Source organism: Kribbella sp. NPDC058693, assembly GCF_042715335.1.
Classification (GTDB): domain Bacteria; phylum Actinomycetota; class Actinomycetes; order Propionibacteriales; family Kribbellaceae; genus Kribbella; species Kribbella jiaozuonensis.
In genome coordinates, this window is the sequence record NZ_JBHXSQ010000001.1 from 781,852 (window position 1) to 808,319 (window position 26,468).

General features: G+C 68.6%; 21 protein-coding genes. 7 read left to right on the forward strand and 14 right to left on the reverse strand.

Features of this window, described 5'->3' with window-relative positions:
• Nucleotides 1-8: 8 nt before the first annotated feature.
• Together ACFWUU_RS03705 and ACFWUU_RS03710 are read left to right on the forward strand one after the other, a co-directional pair.
• Nucleotides 9-536 (forward strand): RNA polymerase sigma factor, encoded by a 528-nt coding sequence (locus tag ACFWUU_RS03705; protein ID WP_233714624.1) that lies wholly within the window; start codon nt 9-11, stop codon nt 534-536.
• Nucleotides 533-1,708 (forward strand): hypothetical protein, encoded by a 1,176-nt coding sequence (locus tag ACFWUU_RS03710; RefSeq protein ID WP_380172401.1) that lies wholly within the window; start codon nt 533-535, stop codon nt 1,706-1,708. Before ACFWUU_RS03705 ends, ACFWUU_RS03710 begins: the two co-directional genes overlap by 4 nt.
• A gap of 50 nt (nt 1,709-1,758) precedes the next feature.
• Here the strand turns inward: ACFWUU_RS03710 and ACFWUU_RS03715 are convergent, their stop codons facing one another.
• The gene (locus ACFWUU_RS03715; RefSeq protein WP_380172403.1) at nt 1,759-4,749 is read right to left on the reverse strand and encodes a S8 family serine peptidase; all 2,991 of its coding nucleotides are present in this window, start codon (nt 4,747-4,749) and stop codon (nt 1,759-1,761) included.
• A 127-nt stretch (nt 4,750-4,876) separates the two neighbouring features.
• On the opposite strand from ACFWUU_RS03715, the gene ACFWUU_RS03720 reads away from it, so the two are divergent.
• Nucleotides 4,877-5,386: an SRPBCC family protein gene (locus ACFWUU_RS03720; protein WP_380172404.1), complete on the forward strand. Its 510-nt coding sequence runs from the start codon at nt 4,877-4,879 to the stop codon at nt 5,384-5,386.
• 120 nt (nt 5,387-5,506) lie between these two features.
• The gene (gene rpsT, locus ACFWUU_RS03725; protein WP_130447203.1) at nt 5,507-5,767 is read left to right on the forward strand and encodes a 30S ribosomal protein S20; all 261 of its coding nucleotides are present in this window, start codon (nt 5,507-5,509) and stop codon (nt 5,765-5,767) included.
• Nucleotides 5,768-5,967: 200 nt separating this feature from the next.
• On the opposite strand, the gene holA is transcribed toward rpsT, so the two are convergent.
• Entirely contained in the window at nt 5,968-6,951 is a 984-nt protein-coding gene (gene holA, locus ACFWUU_RS03730) for a DNA polymerase III subunit delta (RefSeq protein WP_380172406.1), read from the reverse strand.
• Between the two features lie 69 nt (nt 6,952-7,020).
• Between holA and ACFWUU_RS03735 the strand changes: the two genes are divergently transcribed.
• On the forward strand, nt 7,021-7,581 hold the full coding sequence (locus ACFWUU_RS03735) for an isochorismatase family protein (protein WP_380172408.1): 561 nt from the start codon (nt 7,021-7,023) through the stop codon (nt 7,579-7,581).
• A gap of 87 nt (nt 7,582-7,668) precedes the next feature.
• Here ACFWUU_RS03735 and ACFWUU_RS03740 read toward each other — a convergent pair whose 3' ends face one another.
• Nucleotides 7,669-8,187, reverse strand: coding sequence for a TetR/AcrR family transcriptional regulator (locus ACFWUU_RS03740; RefSeq protein WP_380172410.1), 519 nt, complete (start codon nt 8,185-8,187; stop codon nt 7,669-7,671).
• Between the two features lie 198 nt (nt 8,188-8,385).
• Between ACFWUU_RS03740 and ACFWUU_RS03745 the strand changes: the two genes are divergently transcribed.
• Nucleotides 8,386-9,294, forward strand: a complete 909-nt coding sequence (locus tag ACFWUU_RS03745; RefSeq protein ID WP_380172412.1) for an oxidoreductase — start codon at nt 8,386-8,388, stop codon at nt 9,292-9,294.
• Nucleotides 9,295-9,332: 38 nt separating this feature from the next.
• Here the strand turns inward: ACFWUU_RS03745 and ACFWUU_RS03750 are convergent, their stop codons facing one another.
• The 3 genes from ACFWUU_RS03750 to ACFWUU_RS03760 all read right to left on the reverse strand — a co-directional run bounded on the left by ACFWUU_RS03750 (nt 9,333) and on the right by ACFWUU_RS03760 (nt 14,545).
• Complete coding sequence (locus tag ACFWUU_RS03750) at nt 9,333-11,651, reverse strand: ComEC/Rec2 family competence protein (RefSeq protein ID WP_380172414.1); 2,319 nt, start codon at nt 11,649-11,651, stop codon at nt 9,333-9,335.
• Between the two features lie 169 nt (nt 11,652-11,820).
• Nucleotides 11,821-13,632 (reverse strand): helix-hairpin-helix domain-containing protein, encoded by a 1,812-nt coding sequence (locus ACFWUU_RS03755; RefSeq protein ID WP_380172416.1) that lies wholly within the window; start codon nt 13,630-13,632, stop codon nt 11,821-11,823.
• Nucleotides 13,633-13,702: 70 nt separating this feature from the next.
• Nucleotides 13,703-14,545: a DegV family protein gene (locus tag ACFWUU_RS03760; RefSeq protein WP_380172418.1), complete on the reverse strand. Its 843-nt coding sequence runs from the start codon at nt 14,543-14,545 to the stop codon at nt 13,703-13,705.
• Nucleotides 14,546-14,598: 53 nt separating this feature from the next.
• Here ACFWUU_RS03760 and ACFWUU_RS03765 point away from each other — a divergent pair, with 53 nt between their 5' ends.
• Nucleotides 14,599-15,108, forward strand: coding sequence for a pyridoxamine 5'-phosphate oxidase family protein (locus ACFWUU_RS03765; protein WP_380172419.1), 510 nt, complete (start codon nt 14,599-14,601; stop codon nt 15,106-15,108).
• A 643-nt stretch (nt 15,109-15,751) separates the two neighbouring features.
• Here the strand turns inward: ACFWUU_RS03765 and ACFWUU_RS03770 are convergent.
• The 8 genes from ACFWUU_RS03770 to ACFWUU_RS03805 all read right to left on the reverse strand — a co-directional run bounded on the left by ACFWUU_RS03770 (nt 15,752) and on the right by ACFWUU_RS03805 (nt 26,446).
• A complete protein-coding gene (locus ACFWUU_RS03770; RefSeq protein WP_380172421.1) occupies nt 15,752-18,322 on the reverse strand; it encodes an ATP-binding protein in 2,571 nt (856 codons plus the stop codon).
• Between the two features lie 171 nt (nt 18,323-18,493).
• Nucleotides 18,494-18,688: a hypothetical protein gene (locus tag ACFWUU_RS03775; RefSeq protein ID WP_380172423.1), complete on the reverse strand. Its 195-nt coding sequence runs from the start codon at nt 18,686-18,688 to the stop codon at nt 18,494-18,496.
• A gap of 100 nt (nt 18,689-18,788) precedes the next feature.
• Nucleotides 18,789-19,208 (reverse strand): YjbQ family protein, encoded by a 420-nt coding sequence (locus ACFWUU_RS03780; RefSeq protein WP_137253751.1) that lies wholly within the window; start codon nt 19,206-19,208, stop codon nt 18,789-18,791.
• Nucleotides 19,209-19,273: 65 nt separating this feature from the next.
• Nucleotides 19,274-21,754, reverse strand: a complete 2,481-nt coding sequence (leuS, locus tag ACFWUU_RS03785; RefSeq protein WP_380172425.1) for a leucine--tRNA ligase — start codon at nt 21,752-21,754, stop codon at nt 19,274-19,276.
• A 177-nt stretch (nt 21,755-21,931) separates the two neighbouring features.
• Complete coding sequence (locus ACFWUU_RS03790; protein WP_380172427.1) at nt 21,932-22,921, reverse strand: helix-turn-helix domain-containing protein; 990 nt, start codon at nt 22,919-22,921, stop codon at nt 21,932-21,934.
• Nucleotides 22,918-23,685, reverse strand: a complete 768-nt coding sequence (locus ACFWUU_RS03795) for a phytanoyl-CoA dioxygenase family protein (protein ID WP_380172429.1) — start codon at nt 23,683-23,685, stop codon at nt 22,918-22,920. The genes ACFWUU_RS03790 and ACFWUU_RS03795 overlap by 4 nt, the downstream gene beginning before the upstream one ends.
• A gap of 98 nt (nt 23,686-23,783) precedes the next feature.
• A complete protein-coding gene (locus ACFWUU_RS03800; protein ID WP_380172431.1) occupies nt 23,784-25,553 on the reverse strand; it encodes a GMC family oxidoreductase N-terminal domain-containing protein in 1,770 nt (589 codons plus the stop codon).
• Entirely contained in the window at nt 25,553-26,446 is an 894-nt protein-coding gene (locus tag ACFWUU_RS03805) for a hypothetical protein (protein WP_380172433.1), read from the reverse strand. Before ACFWUU_RS03805 ends, ACFWUU_RS03800 begins: the two co-directional genes overlap by 1 nt.
• Nucleotides 26,447-26,468 lie beyond the last annotated feature (22 nt).

The following is a 26,468-nucleotide window of genomic DNA, read 5'->3' on the forward strand; positions in this document are numbered from 1 at the left end:
ATCTAGTGGTGAGTATCGATCAGCATCCTCACCAGGTGGCGGCCGGCGACGAGGCACGTGACGCCGTGACAGCGCTGTACGGCCGGGAGTGGCGCGGTCTCGTGCGCCTGGCCGTCCTGGTGATCGATGACCGACAAACAGCCGAAGACATAGTCCAGGAGGCGTTCGCCCAGCTGTACCGGCGATGGCCGCTGAGGGACTCCGACAAGGCGCTGGGATACCTGCGCTCGACCGTGCTCAACGGGAGCCGGTCCGCGCTGCGGCGCCGCCGGGTGGCACGCCTCTACACCCCGCCGCACCAGGCGCCACAGGACTCCGCCGAGAGCACCGCCGTACTCGGGGAGCAGCGCGAGGAGGTACGCCGGGCACTCCAGGGCCTGCCCACGCGGGCTCGCGAGGTGCTCGTACTGCGCTACTACCTCGACCTCCCGTTCGACGAGATCGCCGACCTCCTCGGCATCAGCCCATCCACCGCCAGGGCGACCGCGTCGCGCGGCCTCACGGCTCTCACCAAGAAACTCGAGGAACTGCGATGAACGACACCGAGACCCGTCTGCGCGACTACCTGAACGCCAAGGCCGACACCGTCCCGGACTCCGCCCACGGCCCCGGCCTGGAGCTGGACAGCACCGGTACGTCCACCCGCCGACGCTGGGCGCCGATGGCACTGGCCGCGGCCGGCATCGCGGCGGTGCTGACCCTGTCCGTGCCGTTCCTGCACGGCTTGGTCACGCACGACGACCAGCCGTCCGTCAGCGGTCTGCCGGCCCGAGGTCCGGTTTCGGCCGGAGCTCCCAAGATCCCGTACACGACTCTCGTCCAGAACAACCCGGACAACCCGCTCGACACCTGGTGGGCGGCGATCCACGACGGCGGGAAGACCGTCAAGAACCCGGGCGTGAAGGGCAATGTCGTCGCGCGGACCGAGGGCGGCTGGCTCGTCAACACCGGCTACCCCGATCCGGACAAGGCGCAGGTCGCCGTCGTCTCGACGAGCGGCAAGGTCCGGCCGGTCGGGCCGCTCGGGGGCTTCGGCCCGCGGGTCTCACCCGACGGGCAACAGTTCGCGGTCGCGCTCTCGAAGTACGGCCGGGCCGAGAATCGGGTGGTCGTCGTCGACATCCGGACCGGCAAGGAGGTGTCGAGCCTCACCGTCAAGACCCCGAACCTCGAACTCGTCGGCTGGAACAAGGACGGAATCTGGTTCGGCGAGCACTCTCCGGACCCGGTGCCCGTGAAGCTCTGGCAGCCCGGATCGAAGGATGTCCGGACGGTCGGGACATTCGGCCCCGGCAGCCTGCACATGACGCGCAGCAACAACATCGTCACGCACATCACCTTCAAGGGCGGCCAGTCCTGCGTCACCGCTGCCACGCTGGCAGCCAAGGGGCTCGAGGCGAAGCGTGAATACTGCTTCAAGGCCCCGGTGGCCGCGGCGTACGTGACGGTGTCGCCGGACGGGGCGACGATGACCATCAGCAACATCGGGGTCGCCGTCGACATCGCCACCGGGAAGGTCACGAAGATGAGGCTTCCGGCCACGACGAAGTGGTTCGAGGACGCGCTCTTCGAGGACCCGGACAACATCATCGTGGTCGACGAGTCCGGGCCGGCTCAGAAGCTGTTCCGGTGTGCGGTCGCGACCGGTGAGTGCAAGCAGGTCGCGGTTGCCAAGTCCGACGAGATGATCCAGCAAGTACAGCCCTGATTGTGGGACATCGGCTCAGCACGCGGTTGGGTGCTGAGCCGATGTCTTGTTCAGCTGTCTACTCGGACGATGGTGGAGCCGGAGCCGTCTGCGCCGTCGGAGAAGCGCAGTTGACCCAGGTAGCGGGTGCCGGGTGTCAGGCCGGTCCAGGACGCAGTGATGCTGGTCTGGCCGGCGACTGTTACCTGTTGGCTCGCCGGCGTGGCCGTCAGGTTGCCGGCGGCCTTCTGCAGTTCCCAGTGGTTGAGCTTGACGGTCTGCTCGTTCGCTCCGGCGTACAGGTCGACGTACACGTCCACCTGGCCGCCTGCCGGCCGTGGGAGGTTGACCTCCTCCTCTGCCGAACCACCTGTGCTGCTGCCGAGCAGCGTCGTCGTACCGGCCTGGTAGACGAACACATCCAGGTCAGTGCCCGCCGGGTAGTCCGCGTCGAACGTGGAGAACCTGGCGTGCGTCGTACCGGCTGGGACGCTGACCGTGAACTTCGCGACGTGGTCGTTCGCCTTCGGAGCCGTCGTCGGGAACGCCACGCCGCCCGGGTTCTTCAGCGCCGCCTCGCCGACCGCGGCCGCGTCCAGACCGATCGCAGTCGTGTTGAGCGTCCCGGAGTACCCGGCCGTCACCGGCACCTGGACCGAGCCGCTGACACCGGAGCCGTTGACCTGCGTCGGCGCCTTGACCGTGAGCGGCTTGATCGCCAGCGTGCTGGCCACGGAGTGCTTCGCGGACTTCCAGACCAGGCGGCCGAACGAGTACTGCTCGAGCGGAGCGCCGTTGTTCTCGAACGTCACCTTGTACGTCGTACTGCGGCCGGGCAGCGTGATCAGGATCCGCGGCGACACCGTCACCTTGAGACCCTTCAGGCCCTCGACCTTCGGGAAGTAGATCTCCGGCAGCTTGCTGACGTTCGTCACGGTCCGGGTGACGGTCTGCTTGCCTGCCAGGTCGCCGATCGCGATCGTCGGGTAGTTGAGGTCGCTCAGGTCGATCTTGCCGTTCGCACACAGCTCATGGGTGGCCGGGACCTGGCCTGAGCCGCAGACGAACTTGGTCCAGTCGGTGTACGTCGAGTCGTAGACCAGGCCGGGATCCATCCCCAGCTTCGGCTGGACAAGGCCGGCGCCGTACCCGAACGGGTTGGCCTGCGAGCCGGAGTCGTTCTTGATCGGCTTGCCCACGGTGTCTTTGTCGGTCGCGGTCGTCATCATCGCGGACTTGATCGCCATCGGGGACCACGTCGGGTGCTTGGCCTTCAGTACGGCGGCGATGCCCGCGATGTGCGGCGTGGACATCGACGTACCGCTCATGAACGCGTACTCGCCACCGGCCGCGCTGAACGCGGTCGTCGCGGCGAGGACGTTCGTACCCGGCGCCATGACGTCCGGCTTGAGTAGGTCACCGTTGCCGGCCGGGGACGGGCCGCGGCTGGACGAAGCGGCCACCATCGGAGCAGTCACGCGAACCGGCGTACCGGCGCTGATCGTCGCGGTCGGGTTGGCGGTGCCGCTGACGTACGCCTTGACCTCGGGAGCAGCCTTGTCGTCGAGGTGGACGGTCGGGACCGAGTGCAGGTCGGAGTCGAGCGTGCTCGGGGTCAGGTTGAGCAGGATCATGCCGATGCCGCCGGCGTTCTTCACCTGCAGGCTCTTGTCGACGCGGGCGTTCACGCCACGGTCGCAGACGACGATCTTGCCCGTGGCCTTCGCCGGGTCGAGCGTTCCGGCCTGGCAGAGCGTGAGGTTGGCCGGGTCGGCACCCGGGAGCCCAGCGTCCTTGGCAAGGATCACCGGCGCGCTCGGTACGCCGGCGCCGATGCCCGCACCGGTGTACGTCTTGCCGTTGCCCAGGGTGAGCTTGGTCTGGATGTCGCGGTCATGGGTGCCGTTGGCAACTGATGTCACCCACGGGTACGTCTTGCCGACCGTCGCCTCGCCCGGACCGGTGTTGCCGGCGCTGGTGGCGACGAACACGCCGGCCTTGGCCGCCCGGAGGAACGCGAGCCCGGTGGCATTCACGTACGACGAACCGCTGCCGGAGATCGAGTAGTTGATGACATCCACGCCGTCCGCGACCGCGGCGTCGATCGCGGCCACGATGTCGGCGTCCGTACCGCTGCCGCCACCGGTCGCGTCGACCGCCCAGAGCGCCTTGTAGATCGCGAGGCGGGCGTGCGGCGCCATACCGGAGCCCTTGCCGTAGTCGCGGCCCATGACGCTCATCTCGACGCCGTAGTTGCCGGCCGCGGTGCTCGCGGTGTGCGTGCCGTGGCCGCCGTAGTCACGCGGCGACTTGTACTCCTCCGGGATCGGGCGGGTGCCGATGCCCTTGTCGAAGTACCGGGCGCCGATCACCTTGTTGTTGCAGGTGACGGGCGCCTCCTCGCCGGCCTGGCAGGTGCCCTTCCACTTCTTCGCGATGATCGCGTCGGACTGCTTGGTGGTCTTGATCGGCGCGAAGCTCGGGCGCTCCGGGGTGTACCCGGAATCGATCATGCCGATGATCACGCCGTCGCCGGCCTTGTCGATACCACCGGCCTGCTGCCACGCGCCGCCCTTGCCGGACAGGCCCAGGAAGCGCGGGGTGTCGACGGTGTCGGCGTGCACGATGTCGCTCGGCTCGATGCTCTTCACGCCGGACTGCTTGGCCAGCTTGACGGCTTCGTCGTACGACATCTGGGCGGAGAAGCCGGCGTACGTGTAGTTGTAGTCGTAGAGCTTGGTGATCTTGCTCTTGCTGAGCAGCTCGTCACGCTCGTTCGTGAGGTGCTTGACGTAGTTGATCACCGGGGCGGCGGTCTTCAGCAGCTTGCCGCCGGGCGCGACCTTGGTGGCGGCGAGGCCGGCGATGTCGCCGTCGTACTCGGCCACCGGGGAGTCGTCGAGCTGGACGATGTACGAACCGGTCTCGGAGCGCTTGAGCTCGGGGGTTGCCTGTGTCGCCGCCGGTTGGCTGGCGTTGGCGGCGTTGACGAGCAGCGGTACGCCGGCCGTCGCGGCGATCAGGGCCGTGGCGACGATGATCGCCGGGCGTTTGCGGGTCACGGAGTTCCTCCAGGGCTTGGGCAGCGCGATGGTGGAGCTGGGGGCTCGCGGGGCCCCGAGTATGCCGTCGCGCCCGCCTCGATGTCACCCTCGGACCGGACGGATGCCGACAGCAAGGGAAAACCCGATGCCCGATCTGACCGAGTCCATCTCGGTAGCCGCCTCGCCCGACACCCTTTATTCATTGGTCAGCGATCTACCCCGGATGCGCGAGTGGAGCCCGGAGTGCACCCGAGTCACCTGGTCGCGCCACTCCGACCCCACCGCCCCGCCCACCGAACCCGCCACCCCGACGCCTTCCAGCGGGCCTTTGGTCGGGGCGCGATTCATCGGTCACAACCGGGCCGGCGCTGTCCGCTGGTTCACCTTCGGCCGGGTGGTCGCCGCCGAGCCCGGCCGCCGGTTCGCCTTCTCCATCCACTTCGGCCCCATCCCGATCTCGCTCTGGGACTACGAGTTCACCCCGACCGAAGCCGGCTGCGAGGTCACCGAATCCTGGACCGACCACCGCCCCCGCGTCCTGCGAGCGCTGTTCCGGCCGATCTTCGGCAATCGCACCCCGCGCAACGCGGATGGCATCCACACCACCCTCACGCGGCTGAAATCCACCGCCGAGCCGGTGGCGCGGCCGGAGTGAGTTTGGAGCTGGGGTCGCCTTGTTGGTAATCTGGCTCTTCGCGCGCCCACGGGCGGTGTATAGCCGTGCGCCGCGACACCTTCCGTATTGACCGCACACACCTGATCGAGGCTCTTCTTCGTGGCGAACATCAAGTCCCAGATCAAGCGCAACCGCCAGAACGAGGCTGCGCGACTTCGCAACAAGTCGGTGAAGTCGACCCTCAAGACGGCTGTGCGCCGCTTCCACGAGGCCGTCGACGCCGGTGAGGCCGACAAGGCCCAGGAGACCGCCCGCAAGGCCGGCCGCCTGCTCGACAAGGCCGTCAGCAAGGGCGTCATCCACGCCAACCAGGCTGCCAACCGGAAGTCGGCCCTCTTCAAGAAGGCCGCCTCCCTCTGAGGCCCCGGCCGCGCGCCTGCCGCGCGGCCCCCGAACGATCGGCCCGTCCCCAACGACCGGCCGATCGTTTTTGCGTGCCCGAACCAGGTTGATGCACCGGCTCTCGGCACCGGCTCTCGGCACCGGCTCTCGGCGGAGGATCCGGGGTTGGTCGGCTCGCGCAGCCGGCGCCGCGAGACGCCGGGGTGCGCGACTCTGTGTCAGCGGCGGCCGTGGGCTCGGGTGACGGTGAGGACCATCCGCTCGAGGGCGTACCCGGCGTCGCCCGACGCACCCTTGACGTCGGCGTCGGCCTGAGCGACGGCCTTGATCGCGGTCGCGAGCCCACCAGGAGTCCAGCCACGGGATTGCTGCTTGAGCTGCTTCAGCTTCCACGGCGGTACGCCGACCTCACGCGCCAGATCCGCCTCGCGCATCCCGCTCGGCGCACTCGAGTACCTCGCCAGCCCGCGCAACCCGCCCGCCATCGCACTCGTGACCAGCACCGGCGCAACCCCGCAGTCCAGCGCCCACCGCAACTGCTCCAGCGCCGGCTCGGTCCGCCCGGCGATCGCCGCGTCCGCGACCGCGAAGCTCGTGACCTCGGCGCGCCCACCGAAGTACTGCCCGATCAGCTCGGCCGTCACAGCCTGACCGCCGGAGTCCGACACCAGCTGCGAACACGCCCCGGCCAACGCCCGCAGGTCATGCCCGACCGCGTCCACCAGCGCCGACGCCGCGCCCTCGTCAACGGTCCCGCCGTGCAGCCGGATCTCCCCCGCCACGAACTGCGGCAGCTCCCAAGCCTTCGGCGCCGTCGCGACGACCTCGTTGACCGATGCCTTCCGCAACTTGTCGAGAACGCCCTTGCCCTTCTGGCCTCCCGAGTGCACCAGCACCGCGAGTACGTCGTCCGACGGCGAACCGGCGTACTCGAGCAGATGCGGCACCATCTCGCTCGGCAGATTCTCCAGCGATCGCATAACCAGCACCCGCTCGCTCGCGAACAGCGACGGCCCGGTCAGCTCCGCGAACACCCCGACATCCAGCGTGGCCGCGTCGACGTCGGTTGCCTCGACCTCGGAGGCGCCCTTCGACACCGCCGCGATCGCCGACCGCACCGCCCGATCCGCAAGGAACGACTCGGTCCCGGTCACCAGCAACACATCACCGAGCTTCGGCGCAGAACCCCTACGAGCAGCCACGCGGCCAGCATCCCACGCCACTCCGACAATCCAAGTGCGCACCCTCGCCGAACCAACCAAGATGACCCCATGACCCAACCTGCCGACGCTTTGATCGTCGTGGACATGCAGACCGCATTCGTCTCGGGCCCGGATGCCGTGCCTGGAGCTGGTCAGCTGTTGGATCGGGTGGGCGAGCTGCTCGACCGAGCACGCGAAGCCGGCGCAGTCGTCGTACATCTGCAGAACGACGGCCCGCCCGGCGCCGACGACGAGCCGGAGACGCCCGGTTGGGAGCTCTACCTCCCGGTGAAACCCGGCCCACGCGAGCACGTCGTCCGCAAGCCCCGCGACGACGGCTTCGATGCAACGCCACTCGGCGAGATCCTCGTCACCGCCGGCGTCCGCTCACTCGCCATCTGCGGCGTCATGTCCGAGATGTGCGTCCACGCGACCGCGAAGACCGCCCTCGCCCGCGGCTACCACGTCCTCCTTCCCCACGACGCCCACGGCACGTACGACGTCCCCGCAGTCCACGGCGTATCCGACAAGATCCCAGCCCAGACCGTCTCCCGAGTAGCCGCCTGGTCCCTGGGCGACCAACCCGAAAACACCATCCCAACCGCATCCGTCACTTTCGCCCAGCTCTAGACGGTATGAAGTGACGCCTTCGTCGTGACGGGGTTGTGGGATCACCCTCGCCGCGCCACCTCTTGGTCGCGAACCCGCGGGGAGGCGTCAGGGGTGGGCTCGGAGGGTGTCGGTGGCCAGGTCAGCCAGGTGGGCGGATGGCGTGTTGGTGCTGCTGTGAGCCTGCATCGCGAGGGCGCCGACGAGAATGGCCGACACGTCGTCGACGGTGATATCGGGCCGGGCGTCGCCGGCCTGTTGAGCACGGACCAGCAGGTGTCCGAGGGCTGCCATCAGGTCTGTGCCCGCCGATGCCACGGCGCTCTTGAGGTCGCTGTCGGGGCCGGCCGCGGCCAAGGTGTCGAACAGGGCCTTGTTGGTCGTGCCCTCGAGGACCAGCCGCTTGAAGAAGCCGAAGAACGCCGGGCCGGGGCCGTCGGCGACCACCAGAGCCCGTGCCTCGACGCCCAGGCGCTCGAGCACCGTGAGAAGGACCGCCTCGATGAGAGCGTCCTTGGTCGGGAAGTGGCGCGAGACCGTGCCGGTGCTGACCTCCGCGCGTCGGGCGATCTCTGAGATCGGAACAGCCAATCCCTTCGTCGCGAACGCGGCTTCGGCGACTTCCACCACCCGAGTGCGGTTCCGCTGTCCATCGGCTCGCAATGCCCTGCCCGACTCAGCCATCGGTCCCCCGTACTCGGAGCTCGCATCGGACCTCGCATCCGACTCCGCATCGAGCGCTGCGTCGGACCGTTGCTAAACGGGATGCCCGTCCCGTATCGTCATATCCGGGATACACATCCCGGATAATAGCAGGAGGGTCCGATGGCGATAGCTGATCAGTCAGGCCGCACCGTGTTCATCACGGGAGCCAGTGCCGGGGTAGGCCGGCAGACCGCGATCGTGCTGGCCGCGGCCGGTGCGACCGTAGTGCTGGGGTGCCGTGACCTCGCCAAGGGCGCTGCGGTTCGGGATCACATCCGAGCCGTGACGCCGTCCGCTCGGGTGGGCGTAGTCGCTCTCGATCTCGCCTCGCTGGAGTCGATCCGTGAGGCTGCGAAGCAGGTGTGTGCGGAGCACGATCGCATCGATGTCCTGATCAACAACGCCGGCGTGATGCGGCCCCCACGCAGTACGACGGCTGACGGGTTCGAGCTCCAGTTCGGCACCAATCACCTGGGTCACTTCGCCCTCACCGGGCTGTTGCTGGAGCGACTGCTGCCAGGTGCCGGCTCGCGGGTCGTCACCGTCGCCAGTCCTGCGCACCGCCAGGGGCGAATCGACTTCGACGATCTGCAGTCGGAACGGCGGTACCGGCGATCGGCGGCCTATGCCCAGTCGAAGCTGGCGAATCTCCTCTTTACCTACGAGTTGCAGCGCCGACTCGCGGTGGCTGGTGCGACGACCGTGGCACTGGCTGCCCACCCCGGCGGCGCCCGCACGGAACTGAACCGGAATCTGCCGTTTCTGTTCCGCGGCGCATCGTGGGGACTTGCCCGCCCGATCACCCATCCGGTGGAGATTGGGGCACTTTCGATCCTGTACGCGGCGGTCGACCCGGGGGCGCTGGGCGGCGAGTACTACGGGCCGGATGGTCTGTTCGAGTTCAAGGGGCAACCGACGCGGCTCGAGTCGACGCCCCGGTCACACGACGCGGCGACTCAACGGCGGCTGTGGGAGGTATCCCAACAACTCACGGACGTGCGGTACGACGCGTTGGCGAAGAGCCGCTGAGCGTTCAGGCAGCACCTCATACCGTCCGGTCCTGAACGTCACGGCGCGGGATGTGTTGCGGTGAGCGCCAGTTGGTTGTGGTTGTTGGTGACGGCGAGGGTGCCGCTCACGTTGGTGGTGGCGGTTCGGATAGCGTCATGGGACAGGAGCTCCAGAGTCCTGGGGGCCGGATGGCCGTAGTCGTTGTCGCGGCCGGCAGAGATGAGAGCCAGGCGGGCGTGGGTGGCGGCGATGAATTCGGGCTCCTGCTGGGCAGAACCGTGGTGTGGGACCTTCAGGACGTCGGCCCGTAGATCGACACCTGATGCCAGGACTGCCCGTTGGGATTCGGGCTCGAGGTCTCCGGTGAGCAAGATGCGCAGACCGGCGACCTCGACCATCATCGCGATGCTGGCGTTGTTCTCCGGCGACCCTTCGTCCGACGAGGTCGCGGACGACGTGCCGGGCGCAGGCAACGCCGGTACCTTCGCCGGCCAGAGCGTCGTCCAACTCAGCTGGCCAACCACCCGCTTCTCGTGGAACGCGACCGTCCGCAGGCCGACCCCATGGTGCGATGCGAGCTCGACCACCCGGTCGTACTCCGCCCGCGGCGAGAAGTACGGCGTCACCTCGATCTCATCGACCTTCCGCCCGTTCAGCACGCCGGCCAGGCCGCCGACGTGATCGGCATGGAAGTGGCTGAGTACAAGCACCGGGATGTGCTTGATCCCCAGGTCCCGTAGACATCGATCCATCGCGGCCGGATCCGGGCCGGTGTCGACGACAACCGCCGTACCCTCACCGGCTCGCAGTACCAGGCCGTCACCCTGCCCGACATCGCAGACCACGAAGAGCCAGTCGTCGGGCGGCCAACCGAGCGAGCCGACAGGGCGCAGTACGACGACCGCCAGCACCACCACCGCCAGGATCATCGCGATCGGGCGGGCGAGGATGCGGTGCAGGCCGAGCACGAGCGCCAGGCAGAGCAGGGTCAGTACGGCGATCCCGAGCGCTGTTGCCGGCCAGGCGTTCGCGGCGCCTGGGAGGCCGGCTCCCTCCCGGGCGACGAGGATGATCCAGCGTGCAGGCCAGCCCGCTGCCCAGCCGACCAGCTGCGCCAATGCCGTGCTTAGCAAGGCGACTCCGGCCGCGACAAAGCCGAGGATCGTCGCCGGACCGACCGCTGGTCCGGCCAACAGGTTCGCCGCAACCGCGACCAAGGACACCTGCCCCGAGAGCCACGCGACGACCGGCGTACACGCGAGCTGAGCAGCCAGCGGGCACGAGATCGCATCAGCAAGCCACCCCGGCAACCACCTCGCCAAGGCATCCCGCCAACCAGGCCCGAGCAGGACAATCCCCGCGGTCGCGAGCACCGACAACGCGAACCCGGCCGAACGCGCCAACGACGTGTCGAGGAGCAGCAACACAATCACCGCGACCGACAGACTGCGTACTGCGCGACGCCGCGCTCCGCCGCTCGTCATCGCGGCCAACGCGATCAGGCCCATCGCGGCCGCTCGGAGAACGCTCGGCTGTGGCCTGGCGAGGATGACGAAGACCACGACCATCAACACGCCGACCACGGTCAGACCGCGCGCACGCACTCCGACCAGCCGCGCCAGCGGAAGCACGAATGCGAGGAGCAGGGTCAGATTCGTCCCCGACACCGCGGATAAGTGAGTGAGCCCGGTTGTCTGAAAGTCCGCATTCAATTCGGCGGACACCCCGGACACGTCGCCCATCACCAGCGCCGGCACGAGACCGCGGACATCATCAGGCTCGTTGGCCACAGCCTTCCGGAGGCCGGCACGAACCTGCTCAGCGGCCCGCAGCCACCACGGCGGTTGATCCACAACCCGCGGCGGCGATCGGGTCGAAAGCATCGCGGCAACATCCGAGCCGTCCTCGACAGCCTCCAACCTGCCGGTGGCGTCGACATGCTGGCCGTATCTGACGGCCTGCCACTTCGCCGTCCCGATGAGGAAGACCGGCGTACGGATGCGGGTCGTGGTCGTGCCGGTGGAACTGGAGTGGGTGCGCACCTCCTCGACGGTTGCTTTGACGACCACGTACGGCGGACGTCGACTGGTGGTGCTTTGGCGAAGTGATGGATCCCCTTCGATCTTGAGGCGAACGTTGACGCTCGCCGAGTCGGCAGCCAGCCCGCGAATCGGCCCCGCGCGAAGGCTCGCCGACTGCAACGCCGCGGCAATCCCCAACCCACCCACAACAACCAAGGACCCAGCCGCCGCCCACCCGATCGTCCGCCGCGGATGCGTCGGTCTACTACGCAGAACCAGGCCAAGCGCGACGGCAAGCGCAAACGCAACACCGGAGACAACCACAGCAACAACCGGCCGCTCCCCAACCAACACAACCGCAGTAACCCAACCCACCCCCGCCGGAGCCAACAGCCGCACATCGAGCGGTTCACCCACAGGCGGCTCGGTCAGAGGCGGGTCGGCCGTGGGTGCGTTCGAGGTGTGTGGGTTGGGGGCGGGTGGGGTGCTAGTGGGGAGTTCGTGGCTGGTGGCTGGTTGTTTGTTAGAGGCGGACATGGGGTTTTAGGGAGTCGAACTTTTTGGGGCCTACGCCGGGGACCTCCTGGAGTTGGTCGATGGTGGTGAAAGGGCCGTTCTGGGTGCGGTAGTCGAGGATCCGCTGGGCGAGGACGGGGCCAACGCCGGGGAGGGCGTCCAGTTGGGCGAGGGTGGCGGTGTTGAGGTTGACGGGGTCTGTGGATGCAGTGGTCGGCGTGGATGACGTGGTTGCGCCGGGTGGGTTGGTGGGTGGGGGTTGGTTCGGCAGGCCGACGTTGATCTGCTCGCCGTCGGTGATCTGGCGGGCGAGGTTGAGGGTGGTGAGGTCCACGCCGGGTAGCGGACCGCCGGCTAGGGCGAGTACGTCGGCCACGCGAGAGCCCGTCGGGGCGCGTACGAGGCCGGGACGGCGGACCTTGCCGGCGACGTACACCACGAGCAGCGGTTGGCCAGGTGAGGTTGCGGCGGCGGGCGACTGGTTGGTGCCTGGGGATTGGTTAGCGCCTGGAGGCTGGTTAGTGCCGGACGGTTGGTTGGGGCCGGATGACGGATTGGTGCCTGGCGACTGACTGGCACCAGGTTCCGGTTGGCCGGTGTTGGGTTGTGTCTGGCCGGGTTGGGTTTGGCCGGAGGTCGGCTGGGCGACGGGTGAGCCGGTGGTAGCGATGCTGGGTTGGGCGTTCGGGAGGGTTTCGGGCCGGGCTCGAAGGAAGGTCCAGGCGGCCCAGGACAAGCCCACGGCCAATACAGCGAGCAGGACGAGGACGTGCCGTGGCGTGAGGGTCCAGCGAGCATCTCGGAGTCGCTCGGGCCGGACCTGTTCTGGGATCCATCCACCTCGCACCTCGTCATCACGCTCCTCCAGGTAGTCGTCGCGGGGGTGCTCGCGACTGGGGTCGGTCGGATTGTGAAGGTTCTCGCCATCGCCGCGACCAACGTGCGCAGCTAGCCCCAGGCCTCGTCCAACCGCGTGCGTGGACTGGTCGCCGCCACGGCCACCGCTGCGCGCCCGTTGGCCGGTGTCGCCACCAACTGCGTCAGCAGGCTGGTTGGCACCTCGGCCTGCTCTATGCGCAGGCTGGTCGCCGCCGTGACTCACGCCGTACGCCGCCTCGCTGTCGCGGGAGACGCCGTACGCGGACCGGTCGACACCCCGGGCAGCTGCGGGCGCAGGCCCGTCGCCGCCATACCCCGGTTGGTCGCCGACGCGGCTCACGCCATACGCCGGTGCGTTGCCGAGGCGGTCCACGCCGTACGCCGGTTGGTCGCTGCCGCGCGTCACGGCGTGCGCAGACTGGTGGACGTCCCGGGCAAATGTGGGCGCAAGCTGGGTGCCGCCGCGGGCAGCGTCGTACCCCGGTTGGTCGTCAACGCCCACGCCGTACGGCGGTTCGTTGCTGGTACGGGACACGTCGTACGTGGACCGGTCGGCGGCCCGGGGGGCTGCAGGCGCGGGCTCGTCGTGGCCGCGGACGACGCCGTGCGGCGGTTGGTCGACGGCATGGGTCAGGTCGTGCGTCGGCTGGGCGTGGTCGCTGGTGATGGCGTGCGTTGAGCGGTCGACGCCTTGGGCGGGTGTGGGTGCGGGCTTGGCGTCGTTGTTGTCAACGCCGTACGACGGGTGGTCGTCGGCGTGGCTCGCGTCGGGCGTCGGGTGGTTGGTGACGGCTGGGTGGGCGGGGGCGGGGTGCGCGGTGTTGTGGGTGGGTGGGAGGGCTGTGGTGGTGGGGTGGGTGGGGGGTCGGGCGGCTAGGCGGGCCAGGGCTCGGGCTCGGGTGGTGGGGTCGGGGGGTGGGGTACGGCGGAAGGCCTTCACGTGCAGAGAAAGTACGAGTTCGGGGCGGTTGCGGGACGACGACTTCGGACCTGTGGAGAACTGCGGGTGGTCAGCGGGGGCTGACTACTACGGCCAGGAGGCCGGGGCCTACGTGGGCGCCGATTACGGCGCCTACCTCGCGGAGGACGACTTCTTCCGCTTTGGGGAGGCGGTTGGAGAGGTCGTCGGCCAGGGATTGGGCTTTTTCCAGACTGGAGAGGTGGTGGACGGCCAGCTGGACGGGGGCGTCGCCGGCGCGTTGGACGGCTATGTCGGCCAAGCGGGCGATGGCTCGGCTGGAGGTGCGGACCTTTTCCAGGGGGACGATGCGGCCGCCGCTGATCGTGAGGAGCGGTTTGACGGCGAGCGCCGTACCGAAGAGGGCCTGGGCGGCGCCGATGCGGCCGCCGCGGCGGAGGTACTCGAGGGTGTCGACGTAGAAGTACGCCGAGGTGAACTTCATCGTGGCTCGCGCCGCTGCCTCGACCGCGGCGGCGTCCGCCCCGGCGGCGGCTGCGGCGGCCGCGGCGAGGACCGGGAAGCCGAGGCCCATGCCGAGCGAGCGGGAGTCGACCACGCGGACCGGGATCGGCGACTCCTTGGCCCCGATCATCGCGGCCTCGAACGTGCCGGACATGTCGCCGGACAGGTGGATCGACACCACCGCTTCGGCGCCGTCGGCGGCACAGGCGGCGTACGTGTCAGCGAAGGTCTGCGGGGCGGGGCGGCTGGTCGAGACAGGCGTGAAGGTCTTGAGCGCTTCCGCGACCGCATCGGCAGACGTGGCGCCGTCGTCGTACGACGTGCCGCCGATCACGACCTGGAGCGGTACGACGGTCAGCGGGTGACGGAGCACCTCATGCGTGGACAGACCGGCCGTGGAGTCGGTGACGACCTGCACGCGGGCTGCCATGGAGCGAGGTTACCGGACGGTTAATGTCTGAGCGGAGTGCCAGACTCCGGATTATGAAGGAGACAGTGGCGGAGGTCACCGAGATGCAGGGGTTGCTGGACACGGCGTACGCGCGGTCGACCCAGCATCTGCGGAACATCATCAAGGACCAGCGCCGGCTGGATGCCGAGGAGCTGGTGCGGGTTCTGACCGGGATGTGCACGCTGAATCTCGCCACCGTGACGGCGCGGGGTGAGCCGCGGATCAGTGCGGTGGACGGGCACTTCCTGCACGCGCGGTGGGTGTTCACGACATCCGGGTCGGCGGCGAAGGCGCGGCAGTTGAAGAAGCGGCCGGCGGCGAGCCTCTCGTACGTCGACGGTGAGCGGATCGGGGTGTTCAGCCACGGGGACGTCGAGTTCCTGACGCCGGAGCACCCTGACTTCGCGGAGATCGAGGAGCATCTCACCAACCACTACGGCAGTTCACCGTCGAGCTGGGGTGACGACATCGTCTACTGCCGGCTGCAGCCCCACTGGATGGTCGGCTACGCGTTCGACAAGGCCGCGGTTCTCAAAGATTAGCGAGGTGAAGGCCACCCCTCCCGGGCCTTCACCTCGCTTGGGACTGCTGCCGGGCTGGTGGCGTCCCCACGTGCGTCATCAGCCCGGCCTGTCCTGCTGACTCCCCCTGGTTGTCAGCCTGAAGTTGATGGAGCCTCGACGAGCTACTCCCCGTATCCGGTACCGCGCAGGACCGGCCTTGACCGCGAGCTCGTCGAGGTTCCGGGAGGTCCCAGCGGCCGGCCCGCCGACAGGTGACCAAACCCGTCAGTTACCCGTGCCGGCCGGGTCGTGACACTCGTCCCCTGTGTCGTGTGCCTGACCCGATGCTGGAACCCCGCCCCGGAAGCGGTGCCCTGACGGTGCACAGCGTCCGGTACAGGCAGGACAGATCCACTCCACAGCACCCCGGAGCTCTCGACAGCCGCTCGGCGCCCCCACCAACCAGCCGCCGGATGCCCTCCGCGTCGCCTTCGCCGCGCCGGCCGGCAGTCCGGCGGTGTCCCATGGCCTCTTCATGGTTCACCACCTCTTTCGCTGCCGCCGCCCGGTGTCGGACTCTGCTTCGTGGAACCTGCCCTACGGCTGTAATTCTTGGTCCGGCAGCCATGTCAGGACGAGGCAGATCAACCGGCAGTTACCCGGCAGCTTCCGCGGATCCACGTCAGGAAAGAGCGGTCAGTACGTCGTTCGCCAACCGCTGCACCGCGGCCGCCGGATCCGGCTCGGGCCAACCGTCCGCGGCCGAGGCGCTCTCACACGACTCCTGCAGCACCGCCCACGCGGTCGGCAGCATCGGCGGGTCCATCGACCGCTGCCACGCCAAAAGCTGCCCGCACAACGCATCTCCCGCGTCCGAGCGTCCCAGCGCGTGCAGCACCGCCACAGCCTCCGGCAGTACTTCGAGCAGGTACACGACCCGCCCTTCGAGCAGCAGCCGGTTCACGGCGTCCCGGATCGACACCCGCGCCTGCTCGACCTCACCGGCGGCTCGTGCCAGCCGGGACCGGTACAGCATCACGAGGTAGTCGAAGTACCCGCGGTGGCCGCGGATGTCGGCGTCGGCCTGGTCGAGCAGCGCCCGCGCCTCGTCGTACCGGCCGTCGTGGAACTCGACCATCGCCAGACAGCCGGCGACCTTGGTCCGCTCGGGATCGTCCGACGCCTGACTGTCGCGGGCGAGCACGGCCCAGTGACGCGCCTCGGCCAGGTTCCCCAGCTCGAGGTCGACGCGGCTGAGCGCCATGTACGCGATCTCGTCGGGGTACACGCCCGGGTTGACCAGTGCAGCCTCCCAAGCGAGCAGGAGCTCCTTGGCCTCGACCAACCGACCCCACCGCAGCAGCGCGAGCCCACAGGTCGCCTGCACGGTCGCAGACCGCTGTACGTCGCCATGCTTGCGAGCGTCATCTACCAGCGCCGGTATCTCGGCCAGGCTCTGTGTGTCGAGCAGGTGCGAACCGGACGATACCCAGCCGCCACGAGCGACCAGACCCATCTCGGTCTCGCCCGGGATCAGCGTCCGCGCCTCCTCGTAGTGCCGGCGCGCACCACGGATGTCACCGGTCAGACTGGACAGCCGGCCCGCGATCGCAAGCAGCCGGCCACTGATCTCTTTGTCGGACACCTGAGAAGCGCACAGCGTCGCCCAGCGGATCCCGCTCTCGGCCACACTGGCCTGGTACTGCCACGCGATCCGGAACCCCAGCACGATCCGCGCAGCCGTGTCCCACTCCCCCAGCTCGGCGGCCCGCTCCAACGCCACCTCGAACAGCGCAGAGTTCGCATGCGCCGCCCGGTACTGCCGATCGCGGTCCGGCGACGACCACGCCCCGTCCAGCCCCGCGACGTACGTCGAACACCACGTGACCGCCCGGTCCCGGAACTCGACCAAGTCGGAACCCTGCGACGTCAGACCGGCGTACGCGTGCTCCCGGATCGTCTCCAGCAGCTTGTACCGCGAGCCGTACAGCTGCTCGAACTCGAGCACCGGCTGCAGCAGCGACTTGTCCACCAGCTCGGCCAGCAGCATCGGTACGTCGAGACCGTCGATCGGATCCCCCATACACACCCCGGCCACCGCCTCCAGCGTGAACGGCGAACCCAGCACCGAGCACCTGTAAAGCAACTGCCGCGCCGCATCGGACAGGGCGTCGACGCTCCAGGCGATCGTGTCCGCCAGCGTCCGCTGATGAGGTGCGCCGAATCGCCGCGGCCCCGACAGCAACCGGAACCGGTCGTCCAGCGCCGCGAGAATCGTCTCCACGGACAGCGACCCCGCCCGCGCGGCCGCCAGCTCCAGCGCCAACGGCAGCCCGTCCAGCCGCCGGCACAGGCGCGCCACGGTCGGAGCGTTGGCAGGTGTCAGAACGAATTCCGGCCGTACCCGGGCCACCCGGCGGCAGAACATCTCGACGGCCGGCGACGCCGCGATCTCCTCGAAGTTCTCGTCGTTCGGCGGTACGCCGAGCACCTGCACCCGGCGTACGACTTCATCCGGCAGCCCCAGCGGGATCCGCGACGTCACCAGCACGCCGATGCCCGGGAAGCTGCGGACCATCCGGTTGGCGACGGTCGCGACACCGTCGAGAACGTGCTCGGCGTTGTCCTCGACGATGACCAGATCACCGGGTCGGCGGCCGGACAGTACATCGTCCAGGTCCGACGTACCCGGGGCTGTGCCGAAGGCGTCGAGGATGGCTGACGGTACGGCGGCGTCGCGCTGGACTGTGGTGAGGTCAACGACCACGACTGTGGTGTCCGCGCCGGAGAAGCGGTCGGCCGCCGCCAGCGCGAGCTCGGTCTTGCCGACTCCGCCGGGGCCGACGAGCGTGACCAGCCGGTTCTGCCGCAGCAGCCCCTCAAGCTCGAACAGCTCCTGCTCGCGCCCGACAAGTCCGTCTGGGATCGGCCGCGTGCCGCGCCAGCGCAGACCGGTCGGGGCCGGATCGGCGACGGATATGACAGCAGGCTGCACGACCCGACGCCCAGTACCGTGCCCGGCCGCGGCGAGGAACTGCGAAGGGTCCTGCAGACCGAGTGCGGACGCCAGCAGCCGGACCGAGTCCTTCCGCGGCCGCGCGACCCGGCCGGCCTCGATCTCGCGGATCGACCGGACGCTCAGCCCGGCGCGGTCGGCCAGCTCCTCCTGGGAGAGGCCGGCCTGGACCCTGAGGTCGAGCAACAGATCGGCGAAACCCCGCCGACCGTCAGCCCGGCCATCCGTGTCCGACACAGCACGTCACCCCTCTGGAGGCCCCACGTTCCTGTCACAACATAGCGTGACGGGGGCGTCTGTGCGGGGGCTGACCGGCGTGCGGGATGCGGCCTGGGTCACACCAACTTGTTGATCAAGGCAACAAAAGCAAAGCTCGGAGAAAAGCCTGCGGGATCAGAAATGCGTGTTTCAAGCAGTCGCGCGAACCGAGCGGGATTCATTTTCGGCGGCGTACAGAGAAAGTATGCCGGACCAGTCGTCGATGCGTGCGCTGGTGTCGGCGCGACCCGCGTCGGCATTCAGCAAGCTGCCGTCGCAAACCCCTCGGGTTGCGCGAACCAGGAGCTCAACGGTGACGTCGCGCAAGGTGTCCAGGGCTGCCATGCGGCAATTCAAGCGGAGTCGTGTTTCGCAAACGTAACGCGATCGGCAACATCACGATAAGTCACCAAAATCCCGGGAATGATTGTTACCCGGTGGTCCGTTAACCGGGCAGCCAGGAAAGCCGGACCTGGCGCTGCGGATTGTCCACATTGGTGTCGACCAGGCAGATCGATTGCCAGGTGCCGAGCATCAACCGCCCCTCGAGCACCGGAATCGACGCGTACGGCGGAATCAGCGCCGGCAGCACATGGTCGCGGCCGTGTCCGGGCGAACCGTGCCGGTGCCGCCAACTGAAGTCGCGCGGCAGCAACTCGTCCAGCACCGCGAGCAGATCCGTGTCGCTGCCCGCACCGGTCTCGAGGATCGCGACCCCGGCCGTCGCGTGCGGCACGAACACGTGCAGCAGCCCGTCGCCCTGGGCCTGGTGGGCCTCAGCGGCGACGAACTGCTCGCACCTGCTCGTCAGGTCGAACACGACCTCGGTCCCGCCGGTCGCGATGTCGATCAGCTCAGAGCGCATCCCAGCAGCGTAGCCCTAAGACAAATGTCGCCCGGCCCCACGACGTGCGGCCGGGCGACGTGCGCTCAGGCCGGGACGATGTTGACCAGCTTCGGCGCCCGCACGATCACCTTGCGGGTACCGCGACCGTCCAGCGCCTTCTGCACCGCGTCCGAGTCCAGCGCCAGCTTCTCCAGATCGGCGTCGGAGATGTCGGGCGCGACCTCCAGCCGGTCCTTCACCTTGCCGGCGACCTGGACCACGCAGGTGACCGTGTCCTGGACCAGCAGGGCCGGGGCGACCTTCGGCCAGCCGGCCTTGGCGACGGTCGGCTCGTGGCCCAGCTCGGCCCACATGTCCTCGGCCGTGTACGGCGCGACCAGGCTCAGCAGGATCGATACCGTCTCTACGGCCTCGCGGACCGCCGGGTCGGCCGCACCCGGACCGGAGTCGATCGCCTTCCGGGTCGCGTTCACCAGCTCCATGATCCGGGCCACCATCACGTTGAACCGGTGCGAGTCGATCAGCTCGGTCGCGTCGGCCACCGTGCGGTGGGTCAGCTTGCGCAGCTCGACGTCGCCGGTCGAGGGATCCGAGCCCAGCGGCGCCTCGACCGCAGCAGCCAGCCGCCAGGCCCGTTGCAGGAACTTCAGCGAACCCCCCGGCGACATGTCGGCCCAGTCGATGTCGTCGGCAGGCGGGCCGGCGAACACCATCGTCAGCCGGACCGCGTCCACGCCGTACTCGTCGATCTGGTCGCCCAGATTCACGCCGTTGCCCAGCGACTTGCTCATCGCCTTGCCCTTGTTGATCACCTGGCCCTGGTTCAGCAGCCGGGTGAAGGGCTCGACGACGTTCAGCAGGCCCATGTCGTGCAACGCCTTGACGAAGAACCGTGCGTACAGCAGGTGCAGTACGGCGTGCTCCTTGCCACCGACGTACTGGTACACGGACATCCAGCGATCCGCGGCAGCCTGGTCGAAGGCGCCCTCGGTGTACTGCGGGGACAGGTAGCGCAGGAAGTACCAGGACGAGTCGACGAACGTGTCCATCGTGTCCGTGTCCCGCTCGGCCTTGCCGCCGCACTTCGGGCAGTCGACCTCGACCCACTCGCGGTCAGCGGCCAGCGGCGAGACGCCCTTCGGCTGCAGGTCCGCTCCGCGCAGGTCCGGCAGCTCCATCGGCAGCTGGTCTTCCGGAACAGGCACCTCGCCACAGGACGGGCAGTGGATGATCGGGATCGGGCAGCCCCAGTAGCGCTGCCGGCTGAGCAGCCAGTCGCGCAGGCGGTAGTTGATCGTCCGCTCGCCCAGGCCCTTGGTGTCCAGCCAGTCGATGATGCGGGACTTCGCGTCGGCGATGTCCAGTCCGTCCAGGCTGATCTCGTCGTTGGCGCTGTTGATCGCGGCGCCCTCACCGGTGTAGGCCTTGCCGTCGAAATCGGCGGGCGGCTGCACGGTACGAACGATCGGCAGGTCGAACTTCTCCGCGAACTCCCAGTCCCGGGTGTCCTGGCCGGGCACGGCCATGATCGCGCCGGTGCCGTAGTCGGCCAGCACGTAGTCGGCGGCCCAGATCGGGATCCGTTGCCCGGTCACCGGGTTGATCGCGTACGACCCCAGGAAGACGCCGGTCTTCTCGCGCTCGGTGCTCTGCCGCTCGATCTCGGTGGTCGCCTTGACCTTGGTCAGGTACTCGTCGAAGGCCGCCTGCTGCTCCGGCGTGACCAGCTCGGCGGCCAGCTTCGCGTCCGGCGCGACCACCATGAAGGTGGCGCCGAACAGCGTGTCCGGACGGGTGGTGAAGACCTTGATCGGCTCGTCGTGCCCCTCGACCTCGAAGTTCGCGAACGCGCCCTCGGACCGGCCGATCCAGTTGCGCTGCATCAGCAGGATCTCTTCCGGCCACTGCAGCAGCTCCATGTCGTCCAGCAGCCGCTGGGCGTACTCCGTGGTCTTGAAGTACCACTGGGTCAGCTCGCGCTTGGTCACCTCGTGACCGCAGCGCTCACAGCGTCCCTGGATCACCTGCTCGTTGGCCAGCACGGTCTGGTCGTGCGGGCACCAGTTGACGTACGACGCCTTGCGGTAGGCCAGACCGCGTTCGTACAGCCGCAGGAACAGCCACTGGGTCCAGCGGTAGTACTCCGGGTCGGACGTGTGCAGCCGACGGGACCAGTCGAAGCTGATCGCGTACCGCCGGATCGACTCGGCCTGCGTCTCGATGTTGGCGTAGGTGAACGTCGCCGGGTGCTCGTTGCGCTTGATCGCGGCGTTCTCGGCGGGCAGGCCGAACGAGTCCCAGCCGATCGGGTTCAGCACGTCGTACCCCTGCTGGAACCAGTAGCGGGCCAGCACGTCGTGCAGTGCGAACACCTCGGCGTGACCCATGTGCAGGTCGCCGGACGGGTAGGAGAACATCGTGAGCGCGTAGCGCCGCTCGGCCGAGCCGTCGTCCTTCGCTTTGAACGGGTCCAGCTTCTCCCACACCGGACGCCACTTGGCCTGCATGGCGTTGAAGTCGTAGCCACCCCTGTCGATGGGGGTGTCTTCCACCTGCTCGCTCACGGTCCTACTCCATACTTCGGGTGTTTGTTGAGCCTTAATGTGCCAGATGGCACGCCTGGACATAAAAAAGCCCCTCACGCAGGAAGGGACGCCGCACTGACCACTGCCAGCACGGCTACATAAGGAGCAGGCTCACTCGCATGTAACCAGAATACCACTGCGCGTCGGGCCGTCGTTCTAGATGAACTCCGTGCCTCCGGCGCGGCGGTGGTTGCCGGGGGTGCGGCCGTATTTGCGGCGGAAGGCTGTGGAGAAGGGGCGGACGTCGGAGTAGCCGCAGGCGTGGGCTACGTCGGTGATGGTGAGGGTGGGGTCGAGGAGGAGCTGGGCGGCCAGCTCGAGGCGTAGGCGGCGGAGGGTGGACATGATCGACGCACCTGTTTGCTGGGTGAAGAGGCGCTCGGCGTGACGCTCGGAGAGGTGCGCGGCGGCGGCGACGTCCCGGACGGTGATGGGGCGGGACAGGTTGTCGCGGAGGTGTCGCTGCATCGCTTCCACCACCAACGGACCGCGGTCACGCCGGACCGGCTCCACAGCTAGGTCTTCGTCGAATGCGAATGCACGAGCTGTCTCCAGGACCAGAGTCGCACCCAGGGCGCCGAGTGCGGTGCTGTAGCCGGCAACCGGAGCGGCCGCCTCGGCGGCGAGCGCCGAGATGAGCGATGGGATGGCGCCGCCCCGGCTGGATATCACCGGCCCGTCGGCCCGGGTAAGCCCGGACCACCACCCTGGAAGGTCGGGGGCGGCTGCACGGCGGTTGTCGCCGGGGTGATGCGGGCCGGCCGGACGGCGGTCGGCGCTGGGGAGCGTTGGCGCCTCCCCGGCTCGGATGCCTGAGGCGGCCGGGCGGAAGGTGAAGCCCCAGAAGGCGATTCCCAGTGGCGCCACCCGCGACGACTCGATTTCGTGGACGTCGCCGGGGCGGGCGAGGAACAGTGAGCCGGGTGCGACGTCGTACTGGACGGAGCCTGAGTTGAAGCGGCCTTCGCCGGAGTACGCGAGGCAGACCTCGTGGAACGAATGGGTGTGCCAGTAGTTGCGCCAGTACTCCGGCCGGTAGTGCCCCCAGCTGAGGAAGTCCGCGTGGAAGCCGTCGACCTCGCAGGACTCCAGTAGTCCCGCGAGGTCGACGAACCGATCCGCCGCAGCGACGGACGCAAGGCTCAAACGGCACTCCTGCCGGTCGGGTCGACTCCTCGCAGCATCATGCCCTGACCGAGCGACCAGTCGTGCGTCTTGACCGCCGGCGGGTCCGACGGGTCGCGGTACTGGATCAGCCACGTGGTCCGGGCCTCGTCGCTGGTGTTCACCCCGGACCCGTGGACGGTGAAGTAGCTGAAGAACAGTACGTCGCCCGCCTCGGCCGGCTGCGGCGTCGCCTCGTCGAAGGACGGCTCGAGCAGGTGGTACGACCCTTCCGCCTCGTGCTCGCGCGGACCGGACTTGTGGCTACCGGGAATCACCCGCACGCAGCCCTTCTCGACCGGTGCGTCGTCGAAGTGGAAGATCGCCGCACCGACGCGGTGGTACGTGTGCGGGAAGAACGGGTAGTCCTGGTGCAGCGGGAACGGCGAACCGTTCTCCGGCGGCTTCACGAACAGCTTGGTGTGATGCAACTGCACGTTGTCCACACCCATCACCGCGGCGGCCACGTCGGTGAACCGCGGGTCCACCAGCAGCTTCGAGAACGCCGCGTCGTAGAACTGTGCGTCGTGTAGGTGCTGCAGCTTCGTCGGCGCCTCGGTCATCCCCCGGGCGGCTCCCCAGGTGGGGTCGTCGGACCGGTTCAGCTGCGCCAGCAGGTCGTGGCTGCGCTGCCGGTAGTACGCCGCTTCTTCCTTGCTGAGCAGGCCTTTCACCAGCACGAAGCCTTGCTCGGCGTACTGCTGTGCCGTGGTCGACAGGTCGGGCCTGTCAGAAGTGATCGTCATCTCGAAGTTCCTCCTGATCGGGTACTTCGAGCCTACGAACGCCGGCGTCCGGACGGGAGGACCCGCCCGGACGCCGATGTTCGTCAAACGGACATGCTCTAGAGACCGAGCTGCCCCATCCGCACGCTGATCCGCGGATCCGTGGACACGACAGGGGCGCCGGAGCGGACCCACGGGTCGCCGCCGAAGTACGTCTTGAAGATGTTCTCCGCGGTCCGGGTCGCGAGCGCCTGCGACGTCAGCGTCGGGTTCGGACCGCCCAGCCCGTTCGACAGCGCCGAGTTGTCCGCGATGAACAGCCTCTGCACGCCACGAGCCTCACCGCGCGGGTCGAGAACTGAGTTCTTGGACGACGACCCCATCCGCATCGACGACTGGACGTGCAGGATCAGCGGCGCCCAGTCGATCCGGTACACCTTCTTGGCGCCGGCTCCACGCAGCAGCTCGGCCGCCTTCCGCGCCATGAACTCGCGGTTCCGCAACGTGCGCTTGGTGCGCTGCCGCTGCTTGAAGGTGACCTTCGGGATCGGGCCGTTCTCGTCGGCCGGCAGCGCGGACAGCGTGACCCGGTTCTGCGCCTCGACGTCGTCGTCGGTGATCACCAGCACGCTGAGCAGGTGATCCAGCCCGTGCGACAGAACCTCCTTCAGCTCCGGACCCATCACCCGTCCGGCCGGCCCGTCCCACGGCCCGGTCGCGCCGCGGCCGTTCTTGTACTGACCGCGGATGCCGCTGTCGGACAGCGTTCCCGCGAAGGCGGCCAGCGCGGGCGGGAGGCCGACGTTCTCCAGACCGCCGTACCCCGGGTAGTCGAGGCGGGCGCTCGAGCCGACTCCCTTCGGGTTGCCGGTGTAGTCGTCGAAGACGCCGAACACCCAGTCGAAGAAGTGGTCGGTGTACCCGCGTCCGACCCAGCCGTTCGGGTTCGGCAGACCGGAGTTCATCCACAGCCGCGGGTTCTCCGTACACCCACCCGACATCACCACGACGCGCGCGTCTTCCCGATGCTCTTCACCGCCGGATCGCCAGGTGACGCCGGTCGCCGTCAGCTGACCGTGGACCTTCTCCGCATGCACCCGCGTGACGAACGCATCGGCGATCAACTCGACCGGCTTACCCCCGGACGACCAAACGTCCGCGGTCAACGCCATCGGGACGTAGCTGTTGTCCGTGGACCGCTTCGCGAACTGGTTGCGCGGGGCCCCCTTCGGCCGCATGCACCCCTGGAAGCAGTACCCGCAGAACGTGCACCCGGTCGCCTTCGGATGAACGAGCAGGCTGGAGTCAGACGTCTTCCCCGCCGTACCACCAGGCTGCAGGATCGCGTTCTCCTGCGGACGGTACGACGGCCGGTGCGTCGTCTTCGTCGTCTGCACCGGGAGCCCGAGCGTCTCGGCCCCGCGGAAGAACGTCTGCTCCTTGTGACCCATCGCCGCGGTCATGACCGGCATGGTCGCCTCGACCCATTCGAAGTACGGCACGAGTTCGCCGTACGTGAACGGGAAGCGGTGATTGACGTCGTACTGCGACTTGTCCGCGCCGTCGTACCCCTCGAAGACACCCGGGTACGCGCGCGGGTAGTTGCCGTAGAAGTGCTGCGTCGTCCCGCCGACGCCGGACAGCTGCCAGACGAACGAGTTCTGCGGCCACTCGCGGAACCAGGCCGGCTTCGACCGGTCCGACGGGCCCCAGCGCAGGTACCCGGTCAGCGGGTTGTTGGCGTCGTCCTCGTACGTCGTCCAGTTCTCCCGCGGGTGCGCGTTCCGCGGTCCGGCCTCGAGCAGCAGTACGTCGAGCCCTTGCGCGGCGAGCTCTTTCGCCACCACCGGCCCACCACCACCGGCTCCGATCACGATGACGTCGCGCATCAGTCGTGCACCTCCTGGCGCCCCTGGTAGTAACCGATGAAGTCGTCCCAGCCCTCGACCGGTCCGTGTGGCTGGTAGCCGGTGGCAGCCCAGCCGACCGGTCGCTTCCGCAGCGTGCGGCTGACCTTGTCGTAGACGGCCGACTCGCCGTACGCACCGAACGTCGCGAACTCGATCAGCGCGCCGCCGACGAACTTCAGCAGCCCGGACACCGATTCCTTCAACGGCTCCGGGAACTGGACGTCGAGCAGCGCGACCAGGTCCGCGTCGGTCTTCTCGATCAGCTCGAACGCCTGCGCCTTCTCGGCGTACGAGAGGCGGGCGAACGGCGACAGGTGCGGGCCGTTCACGGCGAGCGGGTTCACCTGGGTGGCCATCAGGTTCAGCAGGCCGGCGATCGGGAACGACAGCGGCAGCGCCTCGTCGCTCTCCAGGTACGCCGCCAGCGCCTTGTCCAGCGTGTGCAGCTGCACGGGGAGTACGTCGAGGCCCGGCAGGTCGATGCGCGAGTCGGCGAGGCCGGTCACCAGGGCGGCCCCGATCGGCTGCGCGAGCTCGTCCGGGAACGGGACGAAGTTGTCGAGCGAGTTGATGATGAAGTCGGTCGCACCGGCCTCGATGGCGCCGGGCGTCGGGCTCGGCGTGCCCTGGGTCCGCGAGTACGCGTCCGGGCCGGGCATCGCGAACACGGTCAGCCCGTTGAGCGTGTCCCGCGCGAGCTCCGCGAGGACCGGCTTGATCAGGCCGACGGCGGGCGGCAGCAACGGGTTGGTGGCGGCGTCAGCGGGCGCCAGCAGGCTGCGGGCCAGAACCCCACCGCCTCCGACGGCCGCGCCGAGTATGCCGACCCGGGCGAGGAACGCCCGTCTGGAAAGGGTTCCCGTTCTGACCATGCGCCGTCCTCCAGCTGTGGGA